General features: G+C 70.3%; 22 protein-coding genes. 9 read left to right on the top strand and 13 right to left on the bottom strand.

What is annotated here, in order from left to right; translation table 11 throughout:
- Window positions 1-11 precede the first annotated feature (11 nt).
- The 12 genes from lepB (ACFVX4_RS30255) to proS all read right to left on the bottom strand — a co-directional run bounded on the left by lepB (ACFVX4_RS30255) (window position 12) and on the right by proS (window position 9,511).
- Complete coding sequence (lepB, locus tag ACFVX4_RS30255) at window positions 12-905, bottom strand: signal peptidase I (RefSeq protein WP_389983213.1); 894 nt, start codon at window positions 903-905, stop codon at window positions 12-14.
- Window positions 906-1,220: 315 nt separating this feature from the next.
- The gene (locus ACFVX4_RS30250) at window positions 1,221-1,628 is read right to left on the bottom strand and encodes a hypothetical protein (protein ID WP_266427240.1); all 408 of its coding nucleotides are present in this window, start codon (window positions 1,626-1,628) and stop codon (window positions 1,221-1,223) included.
- A 161-nt stretch (window positions 1,629-1,789) separates the two neighbouring features.
- Complete coding sequence (lepB, locus tag ACFVX4_RS30245) at window positions 1,790-2,689, bottom strand: signal peptidase I (protein ID WP_389983210.1); 900 nt, start codon at window positions 2,687-2,689, stop codon at window positions 1,790-1,792.
- Complete coding sequence (lepB, locus tag ACFVX4_RS30240; RefSeq protein WP_389983126.1) at window positions 2,589-3,662, bottom strand: signal peptidase I; 1,074 nt, start codon at window positions 3,660-3,662, stop codon at window positions 2,589-2,591. Before lepB (ACFVX4_RS30240) ends, lepB (ACFVX4_RS30245) begins: the two co-directional genes overlap by 101 nt.
- On the bottom strand, window positions 3,655-4,425 hold the full coding sequence (gene lepB / locus ACFVX4_RS30235) for a signal peptidase I (protein WP_389983123.1): 771 nt from the start codon (window positions 4,423-4,425) through the stop codon (window positions 3,655-3,657). Before lepB (ACFVX4_RS30235) ends, lepB (ACFVX4_RS30240) begins: the two co-directional genes overlap by 8 nt.
- A gap of 45 nt (window positions 4,426-4,470) precedes the next feature.
- Window positions 4,471-4,821 carry a 50S ribosomal protein L19 gene (rplS, locus tag ACFVX4_RS30230; protein ID WP_266427228.1) on the bottom strand — a complete coding sequence of 117 codons (351 nt, stop codon included), beginning with the start codon at window positions 4,819-4,821 and terminating at the stop codon, window positions 4,471-4,473.
- Window positions 4,822-4,949: 128 nt separating this feature from the next.
- Window positions 4,950-5,771, bottom strand: coding sequence for a tRNA (guanosine(37)-N1)-methyltransferase TrmD (gene trmD, locus ACFVX4_RS30225; RefSeq protein WP_389983120.1), 822 nt, complete (start codon window positions 5,769-5,771; stop codon window positions 4,950-4,952).
- Window positions 5,771-6,352, bottom strand: coding sequence for a ribosome maturation factor RimM (gene rimM / locus ACFVX4_RS30220; RefSeq protein WP_389983117.1), 582 nt, complete (start codon window positions 6,350-6,352; stop codon window positions 5,771-5,773). The genes trmD and rimM overlap by 1 nt, the downstream gene beginning before the upstream one ends.
- Window positions 6,353-6,431: 79 nt before the next feature.
- Window positions 6,432-6,671: an RNA-binding protein gene (locus tag ACFVX4_RS30215; RefSeq protein WP_005311361.1), complete on the bottom strand. Its 240-nt coding sequence runs from the start codon at window positions 6,669-6,671 to the stop codon at window positions 6,432-6,434.
- 2 nt (window positions 6,672-6,673) lie between these two features.
- The gene (rpsP, locus tag ACFVX4_RS30210; protein ID WP_385334236.1) at window positions 6,674-7,117 is read right to left on the bottom strand and encodes a 30S ribosomal protein S16; all 444 of its coding nucleotides are present in this window, start codon (window positions 7,115-7,117) and stop codon (window positions 6,674-6,676) included.
- Window positions 7,118-7,274: 157 nt separating this feature from the next.
- Window positions 7,275-7,868, bottom strand: coding sequence for a hypothetical protein (locus ACFVX4_RS30205; protein ID WP_030928573.1), 594 nt, complete (start codon window positions 7,866-7,868; stop codon window positions 7,275-7,277).
- A gap of 227 nt (window positions 7,869-8,095) precedes the next feature.
- Window positions 8,096-9,511, bottom strand: coding sequence for a proline--tRNA ligase (proS, locus tag ACFVX4_RS30200; protein WP_389983114.1), 1,416 nt, complete (start codon window positions 9,509-9,511; stop codon window positions 8,096-8,098).
- A gap of 242 nt (window positions 9,512-9,753) precedes the next feature.
- Here proS and ACFVX4_RS30195 point away from each other — a divergent pair, with 242 nt between their 5' ends.
- Window positions 9,754-10,644, top strand: a complete 891-nt coding sequence (locus ACFVX4_RS30195) for a class I SAM-dependent methyltransferase (protein ID WP_389983111.1) — start codon at window positions 9,754-9,756, stop codon at window positions 10,642-10,644.
- A 62-nt stretch (window positions 10,645-10,706) separates the two neighbouring features.
- On the opposite strand, the gene ftsH is transcribed toward ACFVX4_RS30195, so the two are convergent.
- Complete coding sequence (ftsH, locus tag ACFVX4_RS30190; RefSeq protein WP_389983108.1) at window positions 10,707-12,620, bottom strand: ATP-dependent zinc metalloprotease FtsH; 1,914 nt, start codon at window positions 12,618-12,620, stop codon at window positions 10,707-10,709.
- Between the two features lie 164 nt (window positions 12,621-12,784).
- Here ftsH and yhfZ point away from each other — a divergent pair, with 164 nt between their 5' ends.
- The 8 genes from yhfZ to ACFVX4_RS30150 all read left to right on the top strand — a co-directional run bounded on the left by yhfZ (window position 12,785) and on the right by ACFVX4_RS30150 (window position 20,553).
- Window positions 12,785-13,723 (top strand): GntR family transcriptional regulator YhfZ, encoded by a 939-nt coding sequence (yhfZ, locus tag ACFVX4_RS30185; protein WP_383966322.1) that lies wholly within the window; start codon window positions 12,785-12,787, stop codon window positions 13,721-13,723.
- A 96-nt stretch (window positions 13,724-13,819) separates the two neighbouring features.
- A complete protein-coding gene (locus tag ACFVX4_RS30180; RefSeq protein WP_389983105.1) occupies window positions 13,820-14,206 on the top strand; it encodes a PRD domain-containing protein in 387 nt (128 codons plus the stop codon).
- A gap of 67 nt (window positions 14,207-14,273) precedes the next feature.
- On the top strand, window positions 14,274-14,630 hold the full coding sequence (locus ACFVX4_RS30175) for a DUF2620 domain-containing protein (protein WP_389607084.1): 357 nt from the start codon (window positions 14,274-14,276) through the stop codon (window positions 14,628-14,630).
- 41 nt (window positions 14,631-14,671) lie between these two features.
- Window positions 14,672-16,006, top strand: a complete 1,335-nt coding sequence (locus ACFVX4_RS30170) for a YhfT family protein (protein WP_389983102.1) — start codon at window positions 14,672-14,674, stop codon at window positions 16,004-16,006.
- Between the two features lie 35 nt (window positions 16,007-16,041).
- Window positions 16,042-16,998 carry a phosphotriesterase gene (locus ACFVX4_RS30165; protein ID WP_389983099.1) on the top strand — a complete coding sequence of 319 codons (957 nt, stop codon included), beginning with the start codon at window positions 16,042-16,044 and terminating at the stop codon, window positions 16,996-16,998.
- A 2-nt stretch (window positions 16,999-17,000) separates the two neighbouring features.
- Complete coding sequence (locus tag ACFVX4_RS30160; protein WP_389983096.1) at window positions 17,001-18,116, top strand: aminotransferase class V-fold PLP-dependent enzyme; 1,116 nt, start codon at window positions 17,001-17,003, stop codon at window positions 18,114-18,116.
- Window positions 18,117-18,118: 2 nt separating this feature from the next.
- Entirely contained in the window at window positions 18,119-19,282 is a 1,164-nt protein-coding gene (locus ACFVX4_RS30155; protein WP_389983093.1) for an alanine racemase, read from the top strand.
- Between the two features lie 29 nt (window positions 19,283-19,311).
- On the top strand, window positions 19,312-20,553 hold the full coding sequence (locus ACFVX4_RS30150; RefSeq protein WP_389983090.1) for a phosphopentomutase: 1,242 nt from the start codon (window positions 19,312-19,314) through the stop codon (window positions 20,551-20,553).
- Window positions 20,554-20,612: the final 59 nt, after the last annotated feature.

The following is a 20,612-nucleotide window of genomic DNA, read 5'->3' as shown; positions in this document are numbered from 1 at the left end:
GAGTCGGCACCCTACCCGGCGGTACGCCCGCTGGTCAGCCTCCTGCGGCGCCACAGTGCGAGAGGCAGCGCACCCGCCACGCCGAGCGCGCCCGGGGCCAGCCCCGCTGCCGCGCCGATCCCCGGCTGGTCGAAGGTGTCCGGGACCGGCAGCGTCGCCCAGCGGTTGATCGGCCAAGCCACCACCACGGCCCGCCCGACGACGTCCTCGACGGGCACGAAGCCCTTGGTCGCGTCCTCGGTGTGATAGCGCGAGTCCCAGGAGTTCTGCCGGTGGTCGCCCATCACCCAGATCTTACCTTCGGGCACCTTGAACGGCCCGAAGGGCTTGTCGTCGCACGCCGAGCCACCCGGGAAGATGTACGGCTCGTCGAGCGCCTTCCCGTTGACCTCGACCGGACCGCCCTTCGCGCATTCCACGGTGTCGCCGCCGATCGCGATCGTCCGCTTGATCAGGTCCTTCTCCTTGGACGACGGCATCAGACCGATGAAACTCAAGAAGTCCTGCACGACGTTCGACTCGGGAGTCGGCTCCCCGGCCAGCCAGTTGTCCGGATCATGGAAAACGACCACCTCACCGCGTTCGGGCTCCCCGCCGAACCAGGGCGTCAGCTTGTCGACCAGTACCCGGTCGCCCCGCTGGAGCGTGTTCTGCATCGAATCCGAGGGGATCGAGAACGCCTGCACCAGAAACGTCTTGATCAGCAGCGCGAGAACCAGCGCGACGACGATCAGCAGCGGCAACTCCTTCCAGAAAGGGCGCTGCTTCCTGACCTTCCTGCCGTCCCCGTCCACAGCCTGCGCGTCCGGATCCGGTGTCTCCTCCGGTGGGCCGGAGGCAGGCTCAGCGGGCTGGCCCGGCCTCTTCGCGGGCTCTCCATGTCCAGGTCGTGCACCGGCAGCCACGTCACTCACATCCAGTCCTCACTCTGCGCCCACGCCTGCTCCGGGCCCCATTCGTTCGAAGCCCACTGCCCCGAACAACGAACGGGAGTTCCGCAGGACCACTGCGTCCCGACCATCTTGTCGTCCGCCGGGCAATTTCCGGGCCGCCCACCACCGACAACCGCCCTCCGGTTGCTCAGCGTGCTCGCCGAGCCACCGGAGGGCGGTTCATCCGTGCCATCCAGCGCCCGCGTCACGGGCACCGGCATCCTTCATCGCGTTCCGGACGGCCTGGGCCGCCGGTCCATCTCCGGCCGGTGGAGACGGGCCCCGGGCTCAGGTCGTCGCACACACCCAGCTGGAGCCGAACCCGCCGATCTCACCGGTGGACGGGTGGCCGAGGCCCGCCTTGATGCAGATCTTCACACCCTCCGGGAAATTGTGGCTGTCTTCCTTCTTCGTGGTGCCGTTGCCGCCGCTGTTCCACACCATGAAGTCGTAGCCCTCGCCCGTCTTGATGGGCGCCACATCGACCTTGAGAGCGGCGGAGAAGCCGTCCGCGCACGTGTCCTTGAGGTACAGCGTGTCGCCGTTGCTGATGAACCAGCCGTCGGACGTGTGGGTGCAGGAGCCGTAGCCGTAGGAGTGCCCCGTGTCGGCGGTGGCCGGAGTGCTCGCAACGGCCACGCCCACGACGGCCGCGGCAAGAGCGCCCATGACCTTCACCCGAGAAATACGTGCCATGTCTTCCCCCTGTGCAGCTGTACTGATCGGTCGTCAAGATCCTATGAAGAACGCCCGGCGAGCGCCTCGCATTTACTCGATCTTGCCGATGCCTTGATCACAACGACATCGCGGCACCCTGCCGAATCGGCACGATTCAACGGATCATGACGGAACATCAGTCACTTCTGGCGGCCGGATTCCAGGCCGGCCCGCCTGCGTCGCCAGAGCACGATCGGCACGGCTCCGGCGATGCCGATCGCACCGGGCGCCACGGCCATCGCGGCGTTCAGGCCCGGCTGGTCGAAGGTCTTCGGGACCGGCAGGGTCGCCCAGCGGTTGATCGGCCACGCCACGACGACGGCCCGGCCGACGACCTCGTCGTTGGAGACCGTGCCGTTGCCCGGGAGTTCCTGGTGGTAGCGGGAGTCGCGGGAGTCCTGACGGTGGTCGCCCATCACCCAGATCCGGCCCTTGGGGACCTCGATCGGGCCGAACGGCTCGTCGTTGCAGGGCGTGTTGCCCGGGAAGATGAACGACTTCTCGTCCAAGGCCTTGCCGTTGACCACGACAGGGCCGTTCTCCTTGCACTCCACCGTGTCGCCGCCGACCGCGATCACCCGCTTGATCAGGTCCTTCTCCTCGGCGGACGGCATCAGACCGATGAAGCTGAGGAACTTCTGGACCACATTCGGGTGGACCTCGGGGGTGTCGTCGAGCCAGCCGCCCGGGTCGTGGAAGACCACGACCTCGCCGCGCTCGGGCTCCGCGCCGAACCAGGGGGTCAGCTTGTCGACCAGCACCCGGTCGCCCCGCTGGAGCGTGTTCTGCATCGAGTCCGAGGGGATCGAGAACGCCTGCACCAGGAACGTCTTGATCAGCAGCGCGAGAACCAGTGCGATGACGATGAGCAGCGGCAGCTCCTTCCAGAAGGAGCGGGGCTTCTTCGCTGCCCTGCCACCGCCGTCCGGAGTGTCGCCGTCACTCCCCGCGTGGCCCGTCGTCCCGGCAGACTCGGCATTGCCCGAACGGTCCGGCCGGTCCTCGGGTTCCTCGTGTCCGGATCGTGCGCCGACGGCCAAATCCCCCACATCCACTCCTTACTCCGTGCCACCGCCTGCGCCCTAGCCGGTACAGGCCCACCACTCCCATAACGAGCGGGAGTTCCGCAGGGGTCGGGAGAGGGATCATTCCGTTGAGATCCTGGGACGACACACTATTCGACGGGCCCGGCCCGGCAGCCGACCCGGCGCGCGCGTCAGGGACCGAGCCGAAAGTCGCGGGCTCCTCCAGTCTTCGCCAATGGCCCAAGGGCCAGGCGATCACGACAGCACGTCCCACGACCTCGTCCTCGGACACCGTGCCATGTTCCGGCTCGTCCAGGTGGTAGCGGGAATCGGCGGAATCGGACCGGTGGTCGCCCATCACGAAGATCCGGCCCGGCGGAACCTTTACCTCGAATTTGATGAGGGAGGGAGGGTTCCCGGGATACAGATAGGGCTCGTCGAGCGGCACTCCGTTGACGGTGATCCGGCCGTCCTTGCCGCAGCATTTCACGGTGTCGCCGCCGACCGCGATCACCCGCTTGATCAGGTCCTGTTCGTCGTCGGAGGGCAGCAGTCCGATGAAGGTCAGCACCTCCTTCGCCTGCTTGACGACGACGGGCGAGTCCTTCTTGCCGACGTTCTCCTGCCTCAGCCAGCGCCCCGGATCCTTGAAAACGACGACGTCGCCGCGCTCGGGCCTGGATCCGAACCAGGGTGTCAGTTTGTCCACGAGCACCCGGTCACCGATCCGGATGGTCTGCTCCATCGATCCCGAAGGGATCACGAAGGCCTGCACCAGGAACGTCTTGAGCACGAGCGCTATCAGCAGTGCCACGCCGACGAGCAGCGGGATCTCCCGTACGGCGGACCCGCGCCGCCGGCGCCTGACCTTGCGGGCCAGCTTCCGCCGCTCCGCCCTGGTGGGCAGTGAACGTTCGGCCGCCGGTCCGCTGCCGGTCAGCGGTGTCCCGGGTTCGGACCCGCCGCGTCCGCGGCCGCGGTTACCCATGGCCCCCGCCCGGCGCCCGTACGGTGGCGAAGGCGGCGCCGTCCGGCAGCGAGCGCAGCCGGCTGGGCGGCCAGCCGATCCAGTCCACCCTGCCGATCACCATGTCGACCGGGACCATGCCGCCGCCCGGCTCTCCCAGGTGGTCACGCGAATCGCGGGAATTGCTGCGGTGGTCACCCATCATCCACAGCGTGCCGTCGGGGACGACGATGTCGAAGCGGGCCCGGGAGGGCGCGTCCCCCGGATACAGATAGCCCTCGGCGACCGGCCGGCCGTTCACCTCGATCCGGCCCCGCTTGTCGCAGCAGACCACCCGGTCACCGCCCACGCCCACCACCCGCTTCACGTAGTCGGTCTCGGCGGGCTCCGCCAGGCCCAGGGACGCGGCCACCGAGTGCATCAGACCGGTGACGGGATTCTCCCGCGGGGGCTCCTGCACAAACGATCCTGTGCCGTCGAAGACCACGACGTCGCCGCGCTGCGGCACGGAGCCGGAGCGGTAGGCCAGTTTGTTCACCAGCACCCGGTCCCCCACCCGCAGTGTGGGCTCCATCGAGCCGCTGGGGATCAGGAAGGGCTGCACCACGTAGTTGCTCAGGAGCAGTACGAAGACCGCGCAGGCTGCCCCGAGCGCGGCGGTCCGCCGCCAGGACATCGATGCGGTGGGCCGGTCCGGGATACGCGAGGAGCGCGACCCCTCCTCCGGCGCCGTTGCGGGTGCGGAGGAGCGGTCGCGCTCCGAGGGCTTTGCTTCCGTGTCCATCGGGGCCAGAGCCTATCCGGCCGTCCTGTGGACCTGGGAGTCAGCTCAGTTGTCGCGCTTCTCCTTGATCTTCGCGGCCTTGCCGCGCAGCTCACGGAGGTAGTACAGCTTGGCGCGACGGACGTCACCGCGGGTGACGAGCTCGATCTTCTCGAAGATCGGGCTGTTCACCGGGAAGGTGCGCTCGACACCGACGCTGAAGGAGACCTTGCGGACCGTGAAGGTCTCGCTGACGCCCGCACCCTGGCGACGGATGACAACGCCCTTGAACTGCTGGATACGGGAGCGGTTGCCCTCGATCACTCGGACGTGGACGTTGACGGTGTCACCGGGGCGGAACGCCGGGACGTCGGTACGCAGCGATGCGGCGTTGACGCCATCGAGCAGGGAAGCCATGTTGTCTGCTTTCTTCGCCGATGCCACAGGTCATCGACGGGAGATAGTGAGAAATGGGGGTGCTGATCGCGTCGGGCGGGCGTCGTTCCCCCTGTGGCAGGGGCGCACGCCGGACGTACAGCAGCGACCTATTGTTCCACGGCCTCGGGCCTGCGCCAAAATCGGCCGCCGGGCTCCGGTGACCAGCCGAGGATGGACAGCATCTCGCGGTCCTTCTTGTCGAACCCCTCGGCGTCGCAGCGCTCGATCAGATCGGGCCGGTTGAGGGCGGTACGACGGAACGCCTCGTCCCGGCGCCAGCGGGCGATCCGCCCGTGGTGGCCGCTGAGCAGCACCTCCGGGATCTCCCTGCCGCGCCACTCGGGCGGCTTGGTGTAGACGGGCCCCTCCAGCAGATTGGCCATCGCACCGGGGGCGAAGGAGTCGTCCCGGTGCGATTCGGCGTTGCCGAGCACCCCGGGCAGCAGCCGGGCGACCGCCTCCGTGATCACCAGCACCGCGGCTTCCCCGCCGGCCAGCACATAGTCCCCGATGGACACCTCGACGACCGGCATCCGGGTGGCGTACTCGTCCATGACCCGTCGGTCGATGCCCTCGTAGCGGGCCGGCGTGAAGATCAGCCACGGCCGCTCGGAGAGCTCGACGGCGAGTTCCTGGGTGAACGGACGGCCGCTGGGCGTTGGCACCACGAGCACCGGGGAGTGCGCCCCGGCCTCGTATCCGCCCGCCAGGGCGTCGTCCAGGGCCTCGCCCCACGGTTCGGTCTTCATGACCATGCCGGGGCCGCCGCCGTACGGGGTGTCGTCGACCGTGTTGTGCCGGTCGTACGTCCAGTCGCGCAGGTCGTGCACATGGACGTCGAGGCGGCCGCGTGCGCGGGCCTTGCCGACGAGGGAGACGTTCAGCGGTTCCAGGTACTCCGGGAAGATCGTGACGACATCGAGGCGCATCAGGCGTCCTTCCCGGCCGCGGGAGCCTCGCCGTCGCCCTCTTCGTCCCGCGCGGAGGCGATCACGGCCTGGCTCGTGTCGATCAGGCCGGGCGGCGGGGTGATCACCGCGCGCTGCTCCGCCAGATCGATCTCGGCGACGATCTCCTCGACGAACGGGATCATCACCTCGCTGCCGTCCGGCCGCTCGACGATGAAGAGGTCCTGGGACGGCAGGTGCGTGATCTCGGTGATCCGGCCGATCTCGGTGCCGTCGGCGAGGACCACGTCGAGGTCCATGAGCTGATGGTCGTAGAACTCCTCGGGGTCCTCCGGGAGTTCCGCCGGGTCGACCTCCGCGATCAGGAGCGTGTTGCGCAGGGCTTCGGCGGCCGTACGGTCGCGGACGCCCTCGAAGCGCAGCAACAGCCGTCCGCTGTGCACCCGGCCGGTCTCGATCGTCAGCGGTCCGGCGCCCGCCGGTTCGGTGGCGAGTACGGCCCCGGGCCTGAGCCTCAACTCCGGCTCGTCCGTACGGACCTCGACGGTGACCTCGCCCTTGATGCCATGGGCGCGGCCGATCCGCGCGACTACCAACTGCACCTTGTGTCTCTCCTGTCGGACGACGACGGGCCGGGGCGGGCGCATGGCCCTCCCCGGCCCGTGCCGGTGTTCAACTCTGTCAGCGAACCTGATCCACATCGACGAGGTCGACGCGGATGCCACGGCCGCCGATGGCGCCCACGACGGTACGCAGCGCGCGTGCGGTGCGGCCGTTGCGACCGATCACCTTCCCGAGGTCGTCGGGGTGGACCCGGACCTCCAGCACGCGACCACGGCGCAGGTTGCGCGAGGCGACCTGCACATCGTCAGGGTTGTCGACGATGCCCTTCACGAGGTGCTCGAGAGCCTCCTCGAGCATGCTCAGGCCTCGGTCGACTCGGCGGGCGCAGCCGCGTCAGCAGCCTCGTCCGCCTTCTTGTCGGCCTTCTTCGCCTTCTGCGTGATGGCCTCGCCCTTGGTCTCCTCGCCGCCGTCCTTGGCCAGGGCCTCGAACAGGGCGCGCTTGTCAGCCTTGGGCTCCGGCTGCAGCAGCGGCGCGGGGGCCGGGAGACCCTTGTGGGCCTGCCAGTCACCGGTGAGCTTCAGGATCGCGAGGACCGGCTCGGTCGGCTGGGCGCCGACGGACAGCCAGTACTGCGCACGCTCCGAGTTGACCTCGATGCGCGAGGGGTTCTGCACCGGGTGGTACAGGCCGATCTCCTCGATGGCCCGGCCGTCACGGCGGGTACGGGAGTCGGCGACGACGATGCGGTAGTGAGGCGAACGGATCTTGCCCAGACGCTTCAGCTTGATCTTGACTGCCACGGAAGTGGTGTCTCCTGGTCTATGACGTGGTTGGGCACAACGAAGATGCCACGTGGGGTTGCGGTACTCGGGTGCCCGATGGACGCGTCAGCCGGAGGAGAGAGGGGTCCTATGCGACTGTCGAGTACAGCTAGCCATTGTGCCACACCGCGTCGGGTCACCCCACCGCGACCGCGGCTTCCGGGATACGGAAGGGCTTTCCGCAGCCTCCGCAGACGATCGGCGCCTGCGCCAGGACCGACGGGACGACCCGCACATTGCGGCCGCAGTCGCAGACGGCCTTGACGCGGACGCCTCCGCCGGAGGAGCCGTGCCGGGCGGCCGGCCCGCGGAAGGAGCGCTTGGTGTCGGCGGCGGTGGCGACCGTGTGCGCCTTGAGGGCGCGCTGCAGCCGCTCGATCGTCGGGCGGTACCGGCGCTTGGCCTCGGGGTTGAGGGTGACCAGCGAGAAGCCGCTGCTGGGGTGGGGCTCCTCGGCGTGGTCGAGGCCCAGCTCCTCGGCGATCGCGAGGAATCTGCGGTTGTGGTAGCGGCCGGCGCGCGAAGTGTCGCGGACTCCTCGCGCGGCGGCGATGCCGTGGACTGCCTCGTGCAGCAGTCGCTCGAAGGAGAGCTCGGCGCCACAGGCGGACGAGGACTCTCCGATCAGGGACTCGGGCGCGGCTAGATCCGGCAGCTCGGGGTGGTACCGCTGAATATCGGCCCACGCCTGTGCCAGCTCTGCGGCAAGTACAGGTGGTGTCGTGCTCACGTCGTGACAACGAGCGTGAGTGCCCCGGTGTTCCGATTCCGGGCCATCCCAAATAATTTGCACGTACCAGTCAGTTGCCATTGATGTGTCCCGACGAGGGCGGGTGCGCAGAACTGCGGAGAAGCCTCACAGCTCGCACCAAGGTGGTACGTAGCGACGCGTACGCCGGACGCGTAGGCGGCCACCGTACGCCGGGGCGCCGAACGCCCGGAACGGTGGGTGGGGCGTCAGTAGGCGCGTGCCACCAGGGCGACATTACCGGGCGCGTCGTCCGCGTCGGGCACCGACCCGTCCCCGGCGACCAGGCACCGTACGGACACCCCGTGCTCCGCGAGCCGGGCCTCCCCCGCCGGGCCGAGGGACGACCAGGCGATACGGGCCCAGCCGCCCGCGAGGGCCGCCTCCACGGCCTCCGCCACGGTCGCGACCTCGCTGGTGGCGGACTCGCGCCGGCTCCGGGACTCCCGCAGCAGCGCCGCCTGGTCCTCCTCCAGGACCGCCGGGAGCAACGCGGGCAGGGCCTCGACGGCGACCGGCTCCTTCCCGCCGGGCACACGCCGGGCCAGCATCGCGGTGCCGGCCGCCAGATCGCGCGGACCGATCTCGATCCGCACCGGCACGCCCTTCAGCTCCCAGTCGACCGCGCGGCGGCCGAACGGGGTGTCCGTGCGGTCGTCGACCTCGGTCCTGATCCCCGCCGCGCGCAGCCGCTCCGCGACGGACCGGACCGCGGCCAGCACGGCCTCGTCCTCCTTGACCGCGAGGACGACCGCCTGGACGGGCGCGAGCCGGGGCGGCACCCGGAGCCCGTGGTCGTCGCCGTGCGCCATGATCAGACCGCCGACCATCCGGGTCGAGGAGCCCCACGAGGTCTGCCGGACGAGCTCCTGCCTGCCCTCCCTGGAGAGGTAGCTGGTGTGGAAGGCCTTGGCGAAATTGGTGCCGAGCTCGTGGCTCGTACCCATCTGCAGGGCCTTGCCGTCCCGCATCATCGCTTCGAGCGTGAGCGTGTTGACGGCCCCGGCGAACCGCTCCGCCGGGGTCTTGCGGCCGAGGACCACGTCGATGCCCAGCACATTGACCATGAAGTCGGCGTACACGTCACGGTGGATGTACGCAGCGAAGTCCCGGGCCTCCTCATCGGTGGCATGGGCGGTGTGGCCCTCCTGCCAGAGGAATTCCGTCGTACGGAGAAAGACCCGCGGGCGCATCTCCCAGCGCACGACGTTCGCCCACTGGTTGATCAGGAGCGGCAGATCCCGGTAGCTCTGCACCCACTTCGAGAAGTACTCGTTGATGATCGTTTCGGAGGTCGGCCGCACCACCACGGGCTCTTCGAGCTCTTTCCCGCCGCCGTGGGTGACTGTCGCGAGCTCCGGCGCGAAGCCCTCGACGTGCTCGGCCTCGCGTGTCAGGTAAGACTGGGGGATGAAGAGCGGGAAGTAGGCGTTCCGGGCGCCCGCCTTTTTGATCCGGGCATCCAGCTCCTGCTGCATCCGCTCCCACAGGCTGTATCCGTACGGCCGGATGACCATGGTGCCGCGCACCGGGCCGTTGTCCGCGAGTTCGGCCTTGTTGATCAGATCCTGGTACCAGCGGGGAAAGTCCTCGGCCTGGGGCGTGAGAACGGGTGCCTTTGCCATGGCGCGCATCGTACGGCGACACCGCCCACCGCACGGGGCGACGGGCCCCGGTCCGGCGGGCCTTCCCCACGGACGCACCACCGCGGCACACAACCATTGCCATCGGACCCCTGGACGCGACCGCGGATGCGCAGTTCTCTGACATACGGGGGAAGCGGGCGCACACGTACACGGGGGGGAGCATTCACTCGGGCACTTCCGATCGGACACGGCCGACCTCTCGGCGGATTGGGGCGCTTTCCATGACACCAACGCTCGTCCGGCACCACAGCCACGCGGAAACGTCCACCCGGGTGGAACCCGGTAACCGTGCCCGGGACTGGGCCGAGATCCAGGAGCGGATGCTGGCACCGCTGTACGAAGCGGTGTACGAGCGGCTCGAGGTGGGATCCGGTACCCGGCTGCTCTCCCTCGGCTGCGGCTCCGGTCTCGCGCTGCTGATCGCTGCCGCCCGTGGGGCGGGCGTCACCGGCGTGGACACCGACCTCGAACGGCTGGCGCTCGCCCGGACCCGGCTGCTGCCCGGTCCCGGAAGCGACGCCGGGCCCGTGGCCGGGCACCCGCGGCTCCTGGAGGGTGATCCGTCCACCGCCCGGCCGTCCGACGGAGCGCCGTACACCCTGATCACCGCGTTCACCCCGGTCGGCTGCTCGTCCGACGACGGCGAGGGGCTGGTGGCCGCGCTGCGGTCCGCGGTGCCGCTGGCCGCCCGGGGCAGCACCGTGGTGCTCACCGGCTGGGGTCCGCCGGAGCGCTGTGCCACGGCGCCCGTGCTGCGGGTGGCGGGGCGACTGTCCGACCGGGACCGGGACCGGGACCGGGACCGGGACCGGGACCGGGTCCCGCGCACCGGCGGCTGGCGGCCGTCGGGCCGGGACGACCTGGAGGAGCTGGCGTTCCGGGCCGGCCTGAATCCCGACGGCTCGGGCCGGGTGGCCTGCCCGTTCGGGTACGCGGACATGGACAGCGCGGTGCGGGGGCTGCTCTCCACCCGGCTCTTCGACGCGGCGGTACGGGCGACGGACCGGGCCCAGGTGGAGAAGGAGGTCGCGGAGGCCCTTCATCCGCACCGGCGCCGGGACGGCACGATCTGGATGCCGAACGTCTTCCGCTATCTCGTCTGCACCACCTGAGCGACCAGCTCGTCCGCACCGCCTGAGCGACCGCCCCGCGTGCGTGGCCCGCGCGGCGGCCGCTACTTGGCCAGGCGGGTGATGCCGGCCGCCCGGTAGGCCTCGGCCTCGTCCAACGTCTCGTTCGCCAGGAGCGCGGCGGACAGCGAGTCCAGCCGGTCCCGGTTCTCGCGCAGGAGCCGGCAGGCCACCTCGTAGCACTCGTCGACGATCCGCCGCATCTCGCCGTCCACCGCGTCGAGCGTGGCGGGGGCCGCCGACAGGCCGTACGCCTGCTGGGCGTCGCTCGGGATCGCCGTCAGCCGGCCCACCTTGTGGCTCATGCCCCAGCGGCCGACCATGCCGCGGGCCAGATTGGTGACCTGTTCCAGATCGCTCTCCGCGCCGGTGGTGATCACGTCGAAGACCACCTGCTCGGCCGCCATGCCGCCGAGCGCCCCGACGATGCGGCCGCGCAGATACTCCTCGGTGTACGCGTACTTGTCGGCGTCCGGCGTCGAGAGCGTGACGCCCAGGGCCCGGCCGCGCGGCACGATGGTGACCTTGCGGACCGGGTCGGCGCCCGGCTGGACCATGCCGAGCAGGGCGTGGCCGCTCTCGTGGTACGCGGTCCTGCGGCGTTCCTCGTCGGACATGACCAGTGAGCGTTCCGCACCCAGCTGGACCTTCTCCAGCGCGTCCGAGAAATCGGGCTGGGTGACCTCGGACTGCTGGCGCTTGACCGCCAGGAGCGCGGCCTCATTGGCCAGGTTGGCCAGATCCGCACCGGTCATTCCGGGGGTCGTACCGGCCACCTGGGCCAGGTTCACATCGTCGGCGAGCGGGATCTGCCGGGTGTGGATCTCCAGGATCGCCTCCCGGCCGGTCCGGTCCGGCGGGCTGACCTGGACGATCCGGTCGAAGCGGCCGGGCCGGGTGAGGGCGGGGTCGAGCACGTCGGCGCGGTTGGTGGCGGCGAGCACGACGACGCCCTCCGAGCCGGAGAAGCCGTCCATCTCGGTGAGGATCTGGTTGAGCGTCTGCTCGCGCTCGTCGTGGCCGCCCATGCCGGAGCCGCCGCCCCGCGCCCGGCCGATGGTATCGATCTCGTCGATGAAGACGATGGCGGGGGCGACCTTGCGCGCCTCCGCGAAGAGTTCCCGGACCCGGCTCGCGCCGACGCCGACGATCATCTCGATGAACTCGGAGGCCGATGCCGAGAAGAACGGCACTCCGGCCTCACCGGCGACGGCCCGTGCCAGCAGGGTCTTGCCGGTGCCGGGCGGTCCCGCGAGCAGCACTCCGCCGGGCATCCGGGCGCCCATCCTCCGGTACGCCTGCGGGTTCTTCAGGAAGTCCACGACGTCGTTGAGTTCGCCCTCGACCTCGTCGATCCCGGCCACGTCCTTGAAGGTGGTGCGCTTGGCACCCTCCAGCTCGACGGGCTTGGGCGGGGCCTTGCGCCCGAAGCCGCCCATCCCGCCGCCCATGCCCCTGGACATCCGCCGGGCGATGAACACCCAGAGCACGACGAGCAGCAGCATGGGCGCGAGCGAGATCAGCAGGTTGGCGAGGAAGCTGCGCTGCTGGACGACCGGTTCGGCGGTGACCGTGACGTCGTCCTTGACCAGTTCGGCCCAGAGGTTGTCGTCCGCGAAGGCCGGCCGCTGGGTGACGAACTTCGTGTACTTGTCGTCGCTCCCCGGTACCTTCGCCTCCTTCTTGAGCTGCCCCTCGATGGCATCGCCCTTGGAGTAGATCTTGGAGACATTGCCCGCGGTGACCTGCTTGCTGAACTCCGTGTACGCGATCGTCCGCTCCTCCTCCCCGTTGAAGAAGGACAGCACCAGATTGGCGATCAGATAGACGGCGAGCGCGGTCAGCAGCAGTCCGCCCCAGCCTCCCGGCATCTTTCGGCCCGGCGGCGGAGGCGGCGGGGCGCCCTCGGAGCGCCACGGCTGATCGGTTCGATCGCGGGGAGGTACGGGGTTGGTCACGCGCGCTCCTCTGCCGACAGCCAGTGAATGTGACATTAGATGAGAAACCAACCCAAAGCCCCCTGTGGGCCCATCCAGTGGGCCCACAGGGGGAAGCGCGCCCGGCGGATGGCCCCCTCACGAACTTCTTGTCAATATCCAGAATCCTGTTTACTGTTTGGTTCGTGAACGATTTCGATGACCGCTTCCTCACTCGGAACGGCCTCGCCGCCCGGCAGCTCGCCGTCCTGTTGCTCAACCACGAGCCGGACACCCGCCTGCCCCGCGTGCGCGACTTCGCCGAGGAGCTGGGCTGCGGAAACGGAACCGTTCAGGCGGCCCTGCAACTGCTGGAGGATTCCGGGGCGATCGAGACGACCGCCCGCGGCCATCTCGGCACATTCCTTGTCCGCTCGGACCGCTCCATCCTCTGGCGCCTGTCCGGACTCGGCACACTGCTCGCCGCGATGCCGCTCCCGTACTCACGCAGGTACGAAGGCTTGGCGACCGGGCTGCGCAGCGCCTTCGAGGAGGCGGGCGCCCCGTTCGCGATCACGTTCATGCGGGGCGCCGGGGCGCGTACCGCCGCCCTGCTGGAGGGCAAGGTCGACCTCGTCGTCCTGTCCCGCTTCGCGGCCGACCAGTTGATCGCCGAACACCCGGTGGAGCTGGTCGCCGACCTGGGCCCCGCCACCTACGTCGGCGCGCACGGCATGCTGCTGCGGCACGGCGTCGACCTGGACTCCCCCGGGCTGCGGGTGGCCGTCGACCACGCGTCCGAGGATCTGCGGATGCTCGTGGAGCGGGTCTTCGCCGGCCGGAAGGACATCGAGTGGCTGGAGGTCTCGTACATGCAGCTGCGCGATCTCTTCGCCCGCAACGAGGTCGACGCCACCGTCTGGAACCTGGACGAGGTGCAGGACCGGCTCGGACTCGGCGTCGATGTGCTCCCGCTCGGCGACGAGGTCACCCGGGAGCTGTCACTGCGCAACTCCAGTGCCGCCGTCATCGGCCGGACCGACGGGGCGAAGGCCCTCGCCGCGGTCCGGGACTCGCTCGATCTGTCGCTGGTGACCCGGCTGCAGAGCGAAGTACTGCGGGGCGAGCGCGTGCCCTCGTACTGACCGGCGGGTCGGGTGATGTGGATCTCGCCCGCGCGGGACGCCCGCCGACATCAAAATACAGAATCCTGGTTACTGTTTGATTTTAGGAGGATCACCATGGACGACCAGCTCGCACTGCGGATCCAGCTCTTCCGCGAAGGCGGTCAGGTCCGGCCCGAGGTGGCCGACTTCGTCACCGCCGAGCTGACCGCCCTCGAAGCCGACGGCCGGACTGTCACCGAAGCGACCGCGGGCATGCTGACCAGCCATCTGATGATGGCGCTCACCCGGCTCCTCGACGGCGAACCGATCGAACAGTTCCTCACCGACGACCAGGTCGCCGCCGAACTGGCCGGACACCCCGACGCCGTCGAACGCGCCCGCGCCGTATCCGCGCGGGCCGAGCGGGAACTCGGCGCCGCGCTCCCCGACTCGGAGGTCAACTTCCTCGGCATGCACCTCGCCGTACTGGCCCAGCAGTCACCGGCCACCCCCGCTTCCTGACCGGCCCCGGCGCGTGGAACAGACACGTCCCGGCACACAGAAACAGACACACAGAGAAGAGACAGCCATGACGAAGATCCTCACCGGTGGAGTCGGCAAGGTCGAGGTCGCCCAGACGATCGGCAAGCTCGGGATCGACTCCCTCGACATCGTCACCTCCAGCGACATGGACGCCGCGATGAAGCTCCGGGTCGGGCAGGCCGACTACTACCTCGGCACGTGCCGCACGGGTGCCGGTGCCTCCCTCGGCGTCCTCGTCGGCCTCATGGGCAGCGCCGCCTGCCACACCTTCGGCCGCAGCGTGCCCACCGAGGAGGAGATCAGCGCCCTGATCGCCGACGGCAAGAAGGTCTTCGGCTTCTCGATGGACCAGATCGACGCCATCGCCCCACTCATGGCGCGCGCCATCGCCGCCCGCGGCTGATCCGGCCGCCTCTCCCCCTCCCGGGCACGAAGGAGTGATTCGTGAGCACCACACTCGCCGCCGGCACCAGCCTTGATTTCACGCTGGCCCAGCAACTGACCGTGATAGCCCTCTGTGCGCTGACGGCGTACATCTCGCACATGGCTCTGGCCGTCTTCAACGACGGCGTACGTCCGTTCCTGCTGGACTTCATCCAGGGGCGCACCACCCGCAGCGCGACGACGGCGGTCTCCTTCGGCCTCTCCGCCGGGTTCATCTTCGGACTCGGCGCCCCGATGGCACTCTCCACCGGCGTGCTCAACCCGTGGCTCGTCTTCCTGCCCACCGACATCCTCGGCATGCTGGCGCCGAAGAAGTGGCTCGCGCCGATCCTCGGCGGCGGCTGGGGCGCGGTCGTCGTCTTCGGACTGAACGGCGCCAACAACGTCGCCCACGACCTGCCCGTCGACTTCATCACCGCCATGCAGCAGATGTCGACGCCGATCCTCTTCCTCTTCACGCTGTTCCCGGTGCTCGCCATCACCAAGCAGTTCGGCCGCAAGTGGGGCAGCATCGCCGGAGTCCTGGAACTCGCTCTGGTGGTCATGACCATGAAGGTCTGGCCGAAGATGTTCGCCGGGGCGCTGGCCATGGCCGTCGGCGTGCTGATGCTGATCGCCCTGGCCGTCGCCAAGGACATGAAGCAGCGCAGGGCCGACCGGGCCGCGGGTGTCACCGAGGTCGTCCTGGAGGACGACCCGATGGCCTCGCTCTTCAGCGCCAGCGCGGCCCGCCTGCGCAAGTACCTCCCGCTGTTCATGGTGCTCGGCGCCGGAGTCTGTGTGCTGGCCCAGATGCACATATTCGGCGGCGGCGAAGCGACCAGCTTCCTGATCGCCAAGGGGCAGTACTCCGAGGCCGCCCAGGTCGACTTCTACCGGGTCTTCGGCTTCATCCCGCTGATCGCGACGACCGCGCTGGCCTCCGGCGCGTACGGCATCGCGGGATTCACGCTGGTGTACCCGATCGGCTACCTGATGCCGAACCCGTTCCTGGCAGCGGCCGTCGGCGCCGCCGTCTTCGCCGCCGAGGTCCTGGCCCTCTCGTACATCGGCAAGGTCCTCGGCAAGCTCCCCAGCGTCCGTGACTCCTCGGAACACCTGCGCAGCGCGATCGGGGACACCCTGCAGCTCGCGATCCTCTTCGGCTCGCTGATGGCCGCCAATGCCATGGGCGGCGGACTCGGCATCCTCGTCGTCGGCGGGCTCTACCTGCTGAACGAGGCGATGGGCCGGCCGGTCGTGAAGATGGCCGCCGCTCCCGCCGCGGTGATCGTCGGCGGCATCCTCCTCAACGTCCTGTACTGGCTCGACCTGTTCACCCCGATCAAGGGCTGAGGCCGGGTACGTACACGAAGAAGGAACCCCCCACGATGAACCACCCCGCACCGCCCGTCCTGCGCACCGTCGTCGGCGATCTCGCAGCCGATTCCGTGGCCGGCCCCGCCCTCGCCCATGAACACCTCGTCCTCGACCTGGACCATAGGGGCGACGGCGCGGCCGTCCTCGACCCGGGCCTCCACTCCGCGGCGGTCACCGCCGAACTCGCCGCCCTGCGCGCCGAGTTCGGCCTCTCCCTCGTCGTCGAACTGACCTGCCGCGGCATGGGCCGCGACGTCCGCGCGCTGGCCCGCATCGCCCGGGACGCGCGGATCGCCGTCGTAGCCGCGACCGGCTGGTACTACGAGCCGTTCCACACCCCCGAGATCGACGACAGCAGCGTCGAAGAGCTCACCGGCACGCTCGTCCAGGAGATCGTCGGCGGTATCGGCGCCACCGGCATCCGCCCCGGTGTTCTCGGCGAGATCGGCAGCCACGGCGACACCCCGACCGCGCCCGAGGCCAAGGTGCTGCGCGCCAGTGCGCGGGCCGCCCTCGCCACCGGCCTCTCCGTCGCCACCCACGCCCAGCTCGGCCGCGGCGGAATCGCCCAGCTGCAACTGCTGACCGGCGAGGGCCTGCCGCCCCACCGCATCAGCATCGGCCACCAGGATCTGCTCGACGACCCCGCCGTCCACAAGGAGCTGGCGGCGAGCGGGGCGTACGTCGCGTTCGACACCGTCGGCAAGGACGGCTACCAGAGCGACGACACCCGGCTGCGGCTGCTGCTCGCCCTCGTCGAGGCCGGGCACGCCGACCGGGTGCTGCTCAGCTGCGACATCTCCCGCCACGGCTACCTCCTGGACGAAGGCGGCCGGGGATACGGACATCTCTTCCGGAGCTTCCTGCCCACGGCCCGTGCGGCCGGTGTCGACGACGACCTGATCGACCTGATGACCCGCCGTAATCCGCTCCGCTTCCTGACCGGCGCGCGCGTGGAGGAATTCTGACCATGAGCCCTGTACTTCCGCAGACCTTCCCGCTCGCGACGGTGGAGCTGGACGAAGCGATCGCCAGACAGTTCCGGCTTCTGGAGGCCACCGCCGCGCACTTCGAGGGGCCCCAGCTCTTCGACGCGGACGCCGGAGTCGTCCCCGGTCTCGGCCGCCCCCGCACCACCGCCCGCGTCGAAGCCGTACTCGCGGACTTCTTCGGCGCCGAGGACGCCGCCTTCGTCCAGGGCGCGGGCACCGGCGCGATCCGCGCCGCCCTGGGCGCCGCCGTACGGGCGGGCGACCCGCTGCTCATCCACCGGGCCCCCGTCTACCGCACCACCGAGGTCACGCTGCGCGGCATCGGTGTACGGACCGTCGAGGTCGACTTCAACGACCCGCGGGCGCTGCGCGAGGCCCTGGAGTCCGGCCGGTTCCGGTGGGCCTACGTCCAGCACACCCGGCAGCGGCTCGCCGACTCCTACGACCCCGCGGAGGTACTCGCCGCCTGCCGGGCCGCCGGAGTCCGCACCCTCGTCGACGACAACTACGCCGTCATGCGCACCCCCGCCGCGGGAGTGGAGCTGGGTGCCGATGCCTCCTGCTTCTCACTGTTCAAACTGCACGGCCCCGAAGGCGTCGGCATCGTGGTCGGCGCCCGCGATCTGGTCGCGCACATCCGCCGCGACAACTACTCCGGCGGCGGACAGGTCCAGGGCCATCAGGCGCTCGACGCCCTGCGCGCCCTCACCCATGTACCGGTCATGTGGTCCGTGCAGTCCCGGGTCGGCGCCGAGGTCGCCGAGCGGCTGGCCGCGGGCGAAGTGGACGGCGTCGCCGAGGTACGGATCGCCAACGCCCAGGACCGCTGCCTGCTCGTCCGCCTCGACCGGCCGGTCGCGAAGGAACTGCCCACCGTCGCCGCCCGCTTCGGAGCCGCCCCCTACCCCGTCGGCTCCAACTCGCGCTACGAGATCGCGCCGCTCTTCTACCGGATGTCCAGCTCCGCCCTCGACGACTCCCCCGAGCTGGCCGACTGGACCGTACGCATCAACCCGATGCGGGCGGGCGCGGATCTCGTCATCGACATCCTGCGCCGCTCGCTCGACGCGCTGAACGACCCGGAGGACGACTGACCGTGTTTCTCGACACCGTGCTCGCCCGCAACCCCGAGCTCGTCGACGCCGCGGCCACCCTTCACCGGCGCGGCGAGATCCCGCCCGACACCTATGTGATGGACCTCGACGCCGTCGAGGCCAACGCCGCGCTGCTGGCGGCCGAGGCCGAACGGGTCGGCATCGGCCTCTGGTTCGTCGTCAAACAGCTGGGCCGCAACCCCGAGCTGATCCGGGCCGTCGCCCGGCACATCCCCAAGTTCGCCGCCATCGATCCGCCCGAGGCCCGCACCCTGCACGCTGCGGGCGCACGGGCCGGCAACCTCGGCCACCTGGTCCAGATCCCCCGCCGCGCACTGCCCGAAATGCTGGCCTGGCGCCCCGAGACCGTCACCGTGTTCGACCTCGCCAACGCCCGGGCCGTGTCCGAGACCGCCCAGCGGCTCGGCTTCGTCCAGGACGTTCTCGTACGGCTCGAAGGCGCCGAGGGCACCGTCTACCCCGGCCAGGAGGGCGGCATCCCGCTCGGCCGCCTCGACGCGTTCGCCGAAGCGGCCGAGCAACTGCCCGGCATCCGGATCGCGGGCGTCACCGCCTTCCCCTGCGTCCTGTGCGACCCGGCGACCGGCATCCCCCACGCCACCCCCAACTTCGCGCTCGCCCTCAAGGCCCGCGAAGTCCTGGCCGCCCGGGGACACGAGCACCTCAAACTGAGCGCCCCCAGCGCCACCTCGGTGGCCTCCCTCCCGCTGCTCGCCGAACTCGGCGCCACCCACGGCGAACCCGGCCACGCGCTCACCGGCACCACCCCACTGCACGCCCTCGACCCGCAGCAGCCCGAGAAGCCCGCGTACGTGTACGTCAGCGAGGTCGCCCACACCCTCGACGACGGCCGCCCGGCGATCCGCGGCGGCGGCTTCTACGCCAGGTCCCACATCCGCAGTGCCCTGCTGCCGCGCACCGACGCACGCCTCGGCGTGCAGGACGCACCCGCCGAGAACATCGACTACTACCGGCTGCTCGACGCTCCCGCCGACGGCCAGGACGTCCGGCTCGGCGACACCGCACTGCTCGCCTTCCGTACCCAGATCTTCGTCACCCGTTCGACCGTCGCCGTCGTCTCCGGACTCGACTCCGGCACGCCCCGGCTGAGCGGGCTGTACGACGCCCAGGGCCGGGCCCTGTAGGGCCGACCCCCCCTGAATAGGAGGCACCCATGGCCAAGACCGTCATCGTCGTCATCGACGGATTCGGCATCGGCGCCATGCCCGACGCGGGCACCCTGCGCCCCGGCGATCTCACCGCCGACACCTGCGGACACGTCCTCGACCACTGCCGCGCGGCCCTCGGCCGGCCGCTGCGCCTGCCGATGCTCGGTGCACTGGGTCTCGGCCTGGTCCACCCGCACCAGGACCTCGCCCGCCGTACCCGTCTGCCCGTCGCCGCGGGCCGCGCCGCGCTCGGCTATCCCGGCGCCGACACCTTCGCGGGCCACCAGACGATGATGGGCGCCGACTTCAGCCGGGTCACCGTGGCCCGGCTCGCCGACCATCTGGCCGAGGTGGCCGCCGCCCTCGAAGCGGAGGGCCACCGCGTCGAACCGCTGGACGGCAAGCCGCTCCTCGTCGTCGACGGCACGGTCCTCGTCCACGACAACCTGGAGGCCGACCCCGGGATCAACTGGAACGCCTCCGGCCGCCTGGAGGACCTGTCCTTCGACGGCCCCGGCGGGATCCTCGCCATCGCCCGTACCGTCCGCGCGGTCGCGCCCGTCGCCCGGGTCATCGCGGTCGGCGGCCACGCGGACGGCCCGCTGAGGCAGTTCGTGCGTCCCGGCGACGCGGGAACCGTCGGCCTCGACACCCCCGCCACCGGCTTCTACCGCAACGGCGGTCTGGAAGTTCAGCACCTGGGCGCCGAGCTCGATCACACCCGCCAGCTCCCCGGTCTGGCCGCCCGCGCCGGCATCCCGGTCACCCTGGTGGGCAAGGCCGCCGACATCCTGGCCTGCGAGGCGGCGCGGCGGCACCCGGCCGTGAAGAGCGCCGACGTGCTCTCGTACACCCTCGAAGCGGTACGCGCCCCCGGCGACGCGCTCGTCGTCGCCAACGTCCAGGAGACCGACCTGGCGGGGCACCAGCAGGACACCGAGCGCTACGGACACCTCCTGGAACAGGTGGATGCCGGGCTCGCCGGGCTCGTGGCGCTGCTCGACAGCCCCGGCGACCGGCTGATCGTCACCGGCGACCACGGGAACGACCCCACGATCGGGCACGCCCACCACACCCGCGAGTACGTGCCGGTGCTGATCCACCGGCCCGGCACGGACGGCGTGGAACTGCTGCCGGACGCGGACAGCCTCGCGGATGTGGGCGCCACCGCGGCCGTATCGCTGTCCCTGGACCCGGCGGGGCTGGCCAACGGCACGGCACTGCGGCCGGGACGGCTCGCCGCATAGGAACATGCGCAGGGGGCGCCCACCACCGGTGGGCGCCCCCTGCGCATGTCGTCGGGCGA

The sequence above is a fragment of the Streptomyces sp. NPDC058240 genome (assembly GCF_042882135.1).
In the GTDB taxonomy this organism is placed as follows: domain Bacteria; phylum Actinomycetota; class Actinomycetes; order Streptomycetales; family Streptomycetaceae; genus Streptomyces.
This window is presented reverse-complemented; position numbering and strand designations above follow the sequence as displayed.

Bases quoted from the DNA above. Each gene is read 5' to 3' on its own strand.
- ACFVX4_RS30250 (WP_266427240.1), bottom strand. From the start codon at position 1,628: ATGGCACGTATTTCTCGGGTGAAGGTCATGGGCGCTCTTGCCGCGGCC.
- lepB (WP_389983126.1), bottom strand. From the start codon at position 3,662: ATGGGTAACCGCGGCCGCGGACGCGGCGGGTCCGAACCCGGGACACCG.
- lepB (WP_389983123.1), bottom strand. From the start codon at position 4,425: ATGGACACGGAAGCAAAGCCCTCGGAGCGCGACCGCTCCTCCGCACCC.
- rplS (WP_266427228.1), bottom strand. From the start codon at position 4,821: ATGGCTTCCCTGCTCGATGGCGTCAACGCCGCATCGCTGCGTACCGAC.
- trmD (WP_389983120.1), bottom strand. From the start codon at position 5,771: ATGCGCCTCGATGTCGTCACGATCTTCCCGGAGTACCTGGAACCGCTG.
- ACFVX4_RS30215 (WP_005311361.1), bottom strand. From the start codon at position 6,671: ATGCTCGAGGAGGCTCTCGAGCACCTCGTGAAGGGCATCGTCGACAAC.
- proS (WP_389983114.1), bottom strand. From the start codon at position 9,511: ATGGCAAAGGCACCCGTTCTCACGCCCCAGGCCGAGGACTTTCCCCGC.
- ACFVX4_RS30195 (WP_389983111.1), top strand. From the start codon at position 9,754: ATGACACCAACGCTCGTCCGGCACCACAGCCACGCGGAAACGTCCACC.
- ACFVX4_RS30180 (WP_389983105.1), top strand. From the start codon at position 13,820: ATGGACGACCAGCTCGCACTGCGGATCCAGCTCTTCCGCGAAGGCGGT.
- ACFVX4_RS30175 (WP_389607084.1), top strand. From the start codon at position 14,274: ATGACGAAGATCCTCACCGGTGGAGTCGGCAAGGTCGAGGTCGCCCAG.
- ACFVX4_RS30165 (WP_389983099.1), top strand. From the start codon at position 16,042: ATGAACCACCCCGCACCGCCCGTCCTGCGCACCGTCGTCGGCGATCTC.
- ACFVX4_RS30160 (WP_389983096.1), top strand. From the start codon at position 17,001: ATGAGCCCTGTACTTCCGCAGACCTTCCCGCTCGCGACGGTGGAGCTG.
- ACFVX4_RS30150 (WP_389983090.1), top strand. From the start codon at position 19,312: ATGGCCAAGACCGTCATCGTCGTCATCGACGGATTCGGCATCGGCGCC.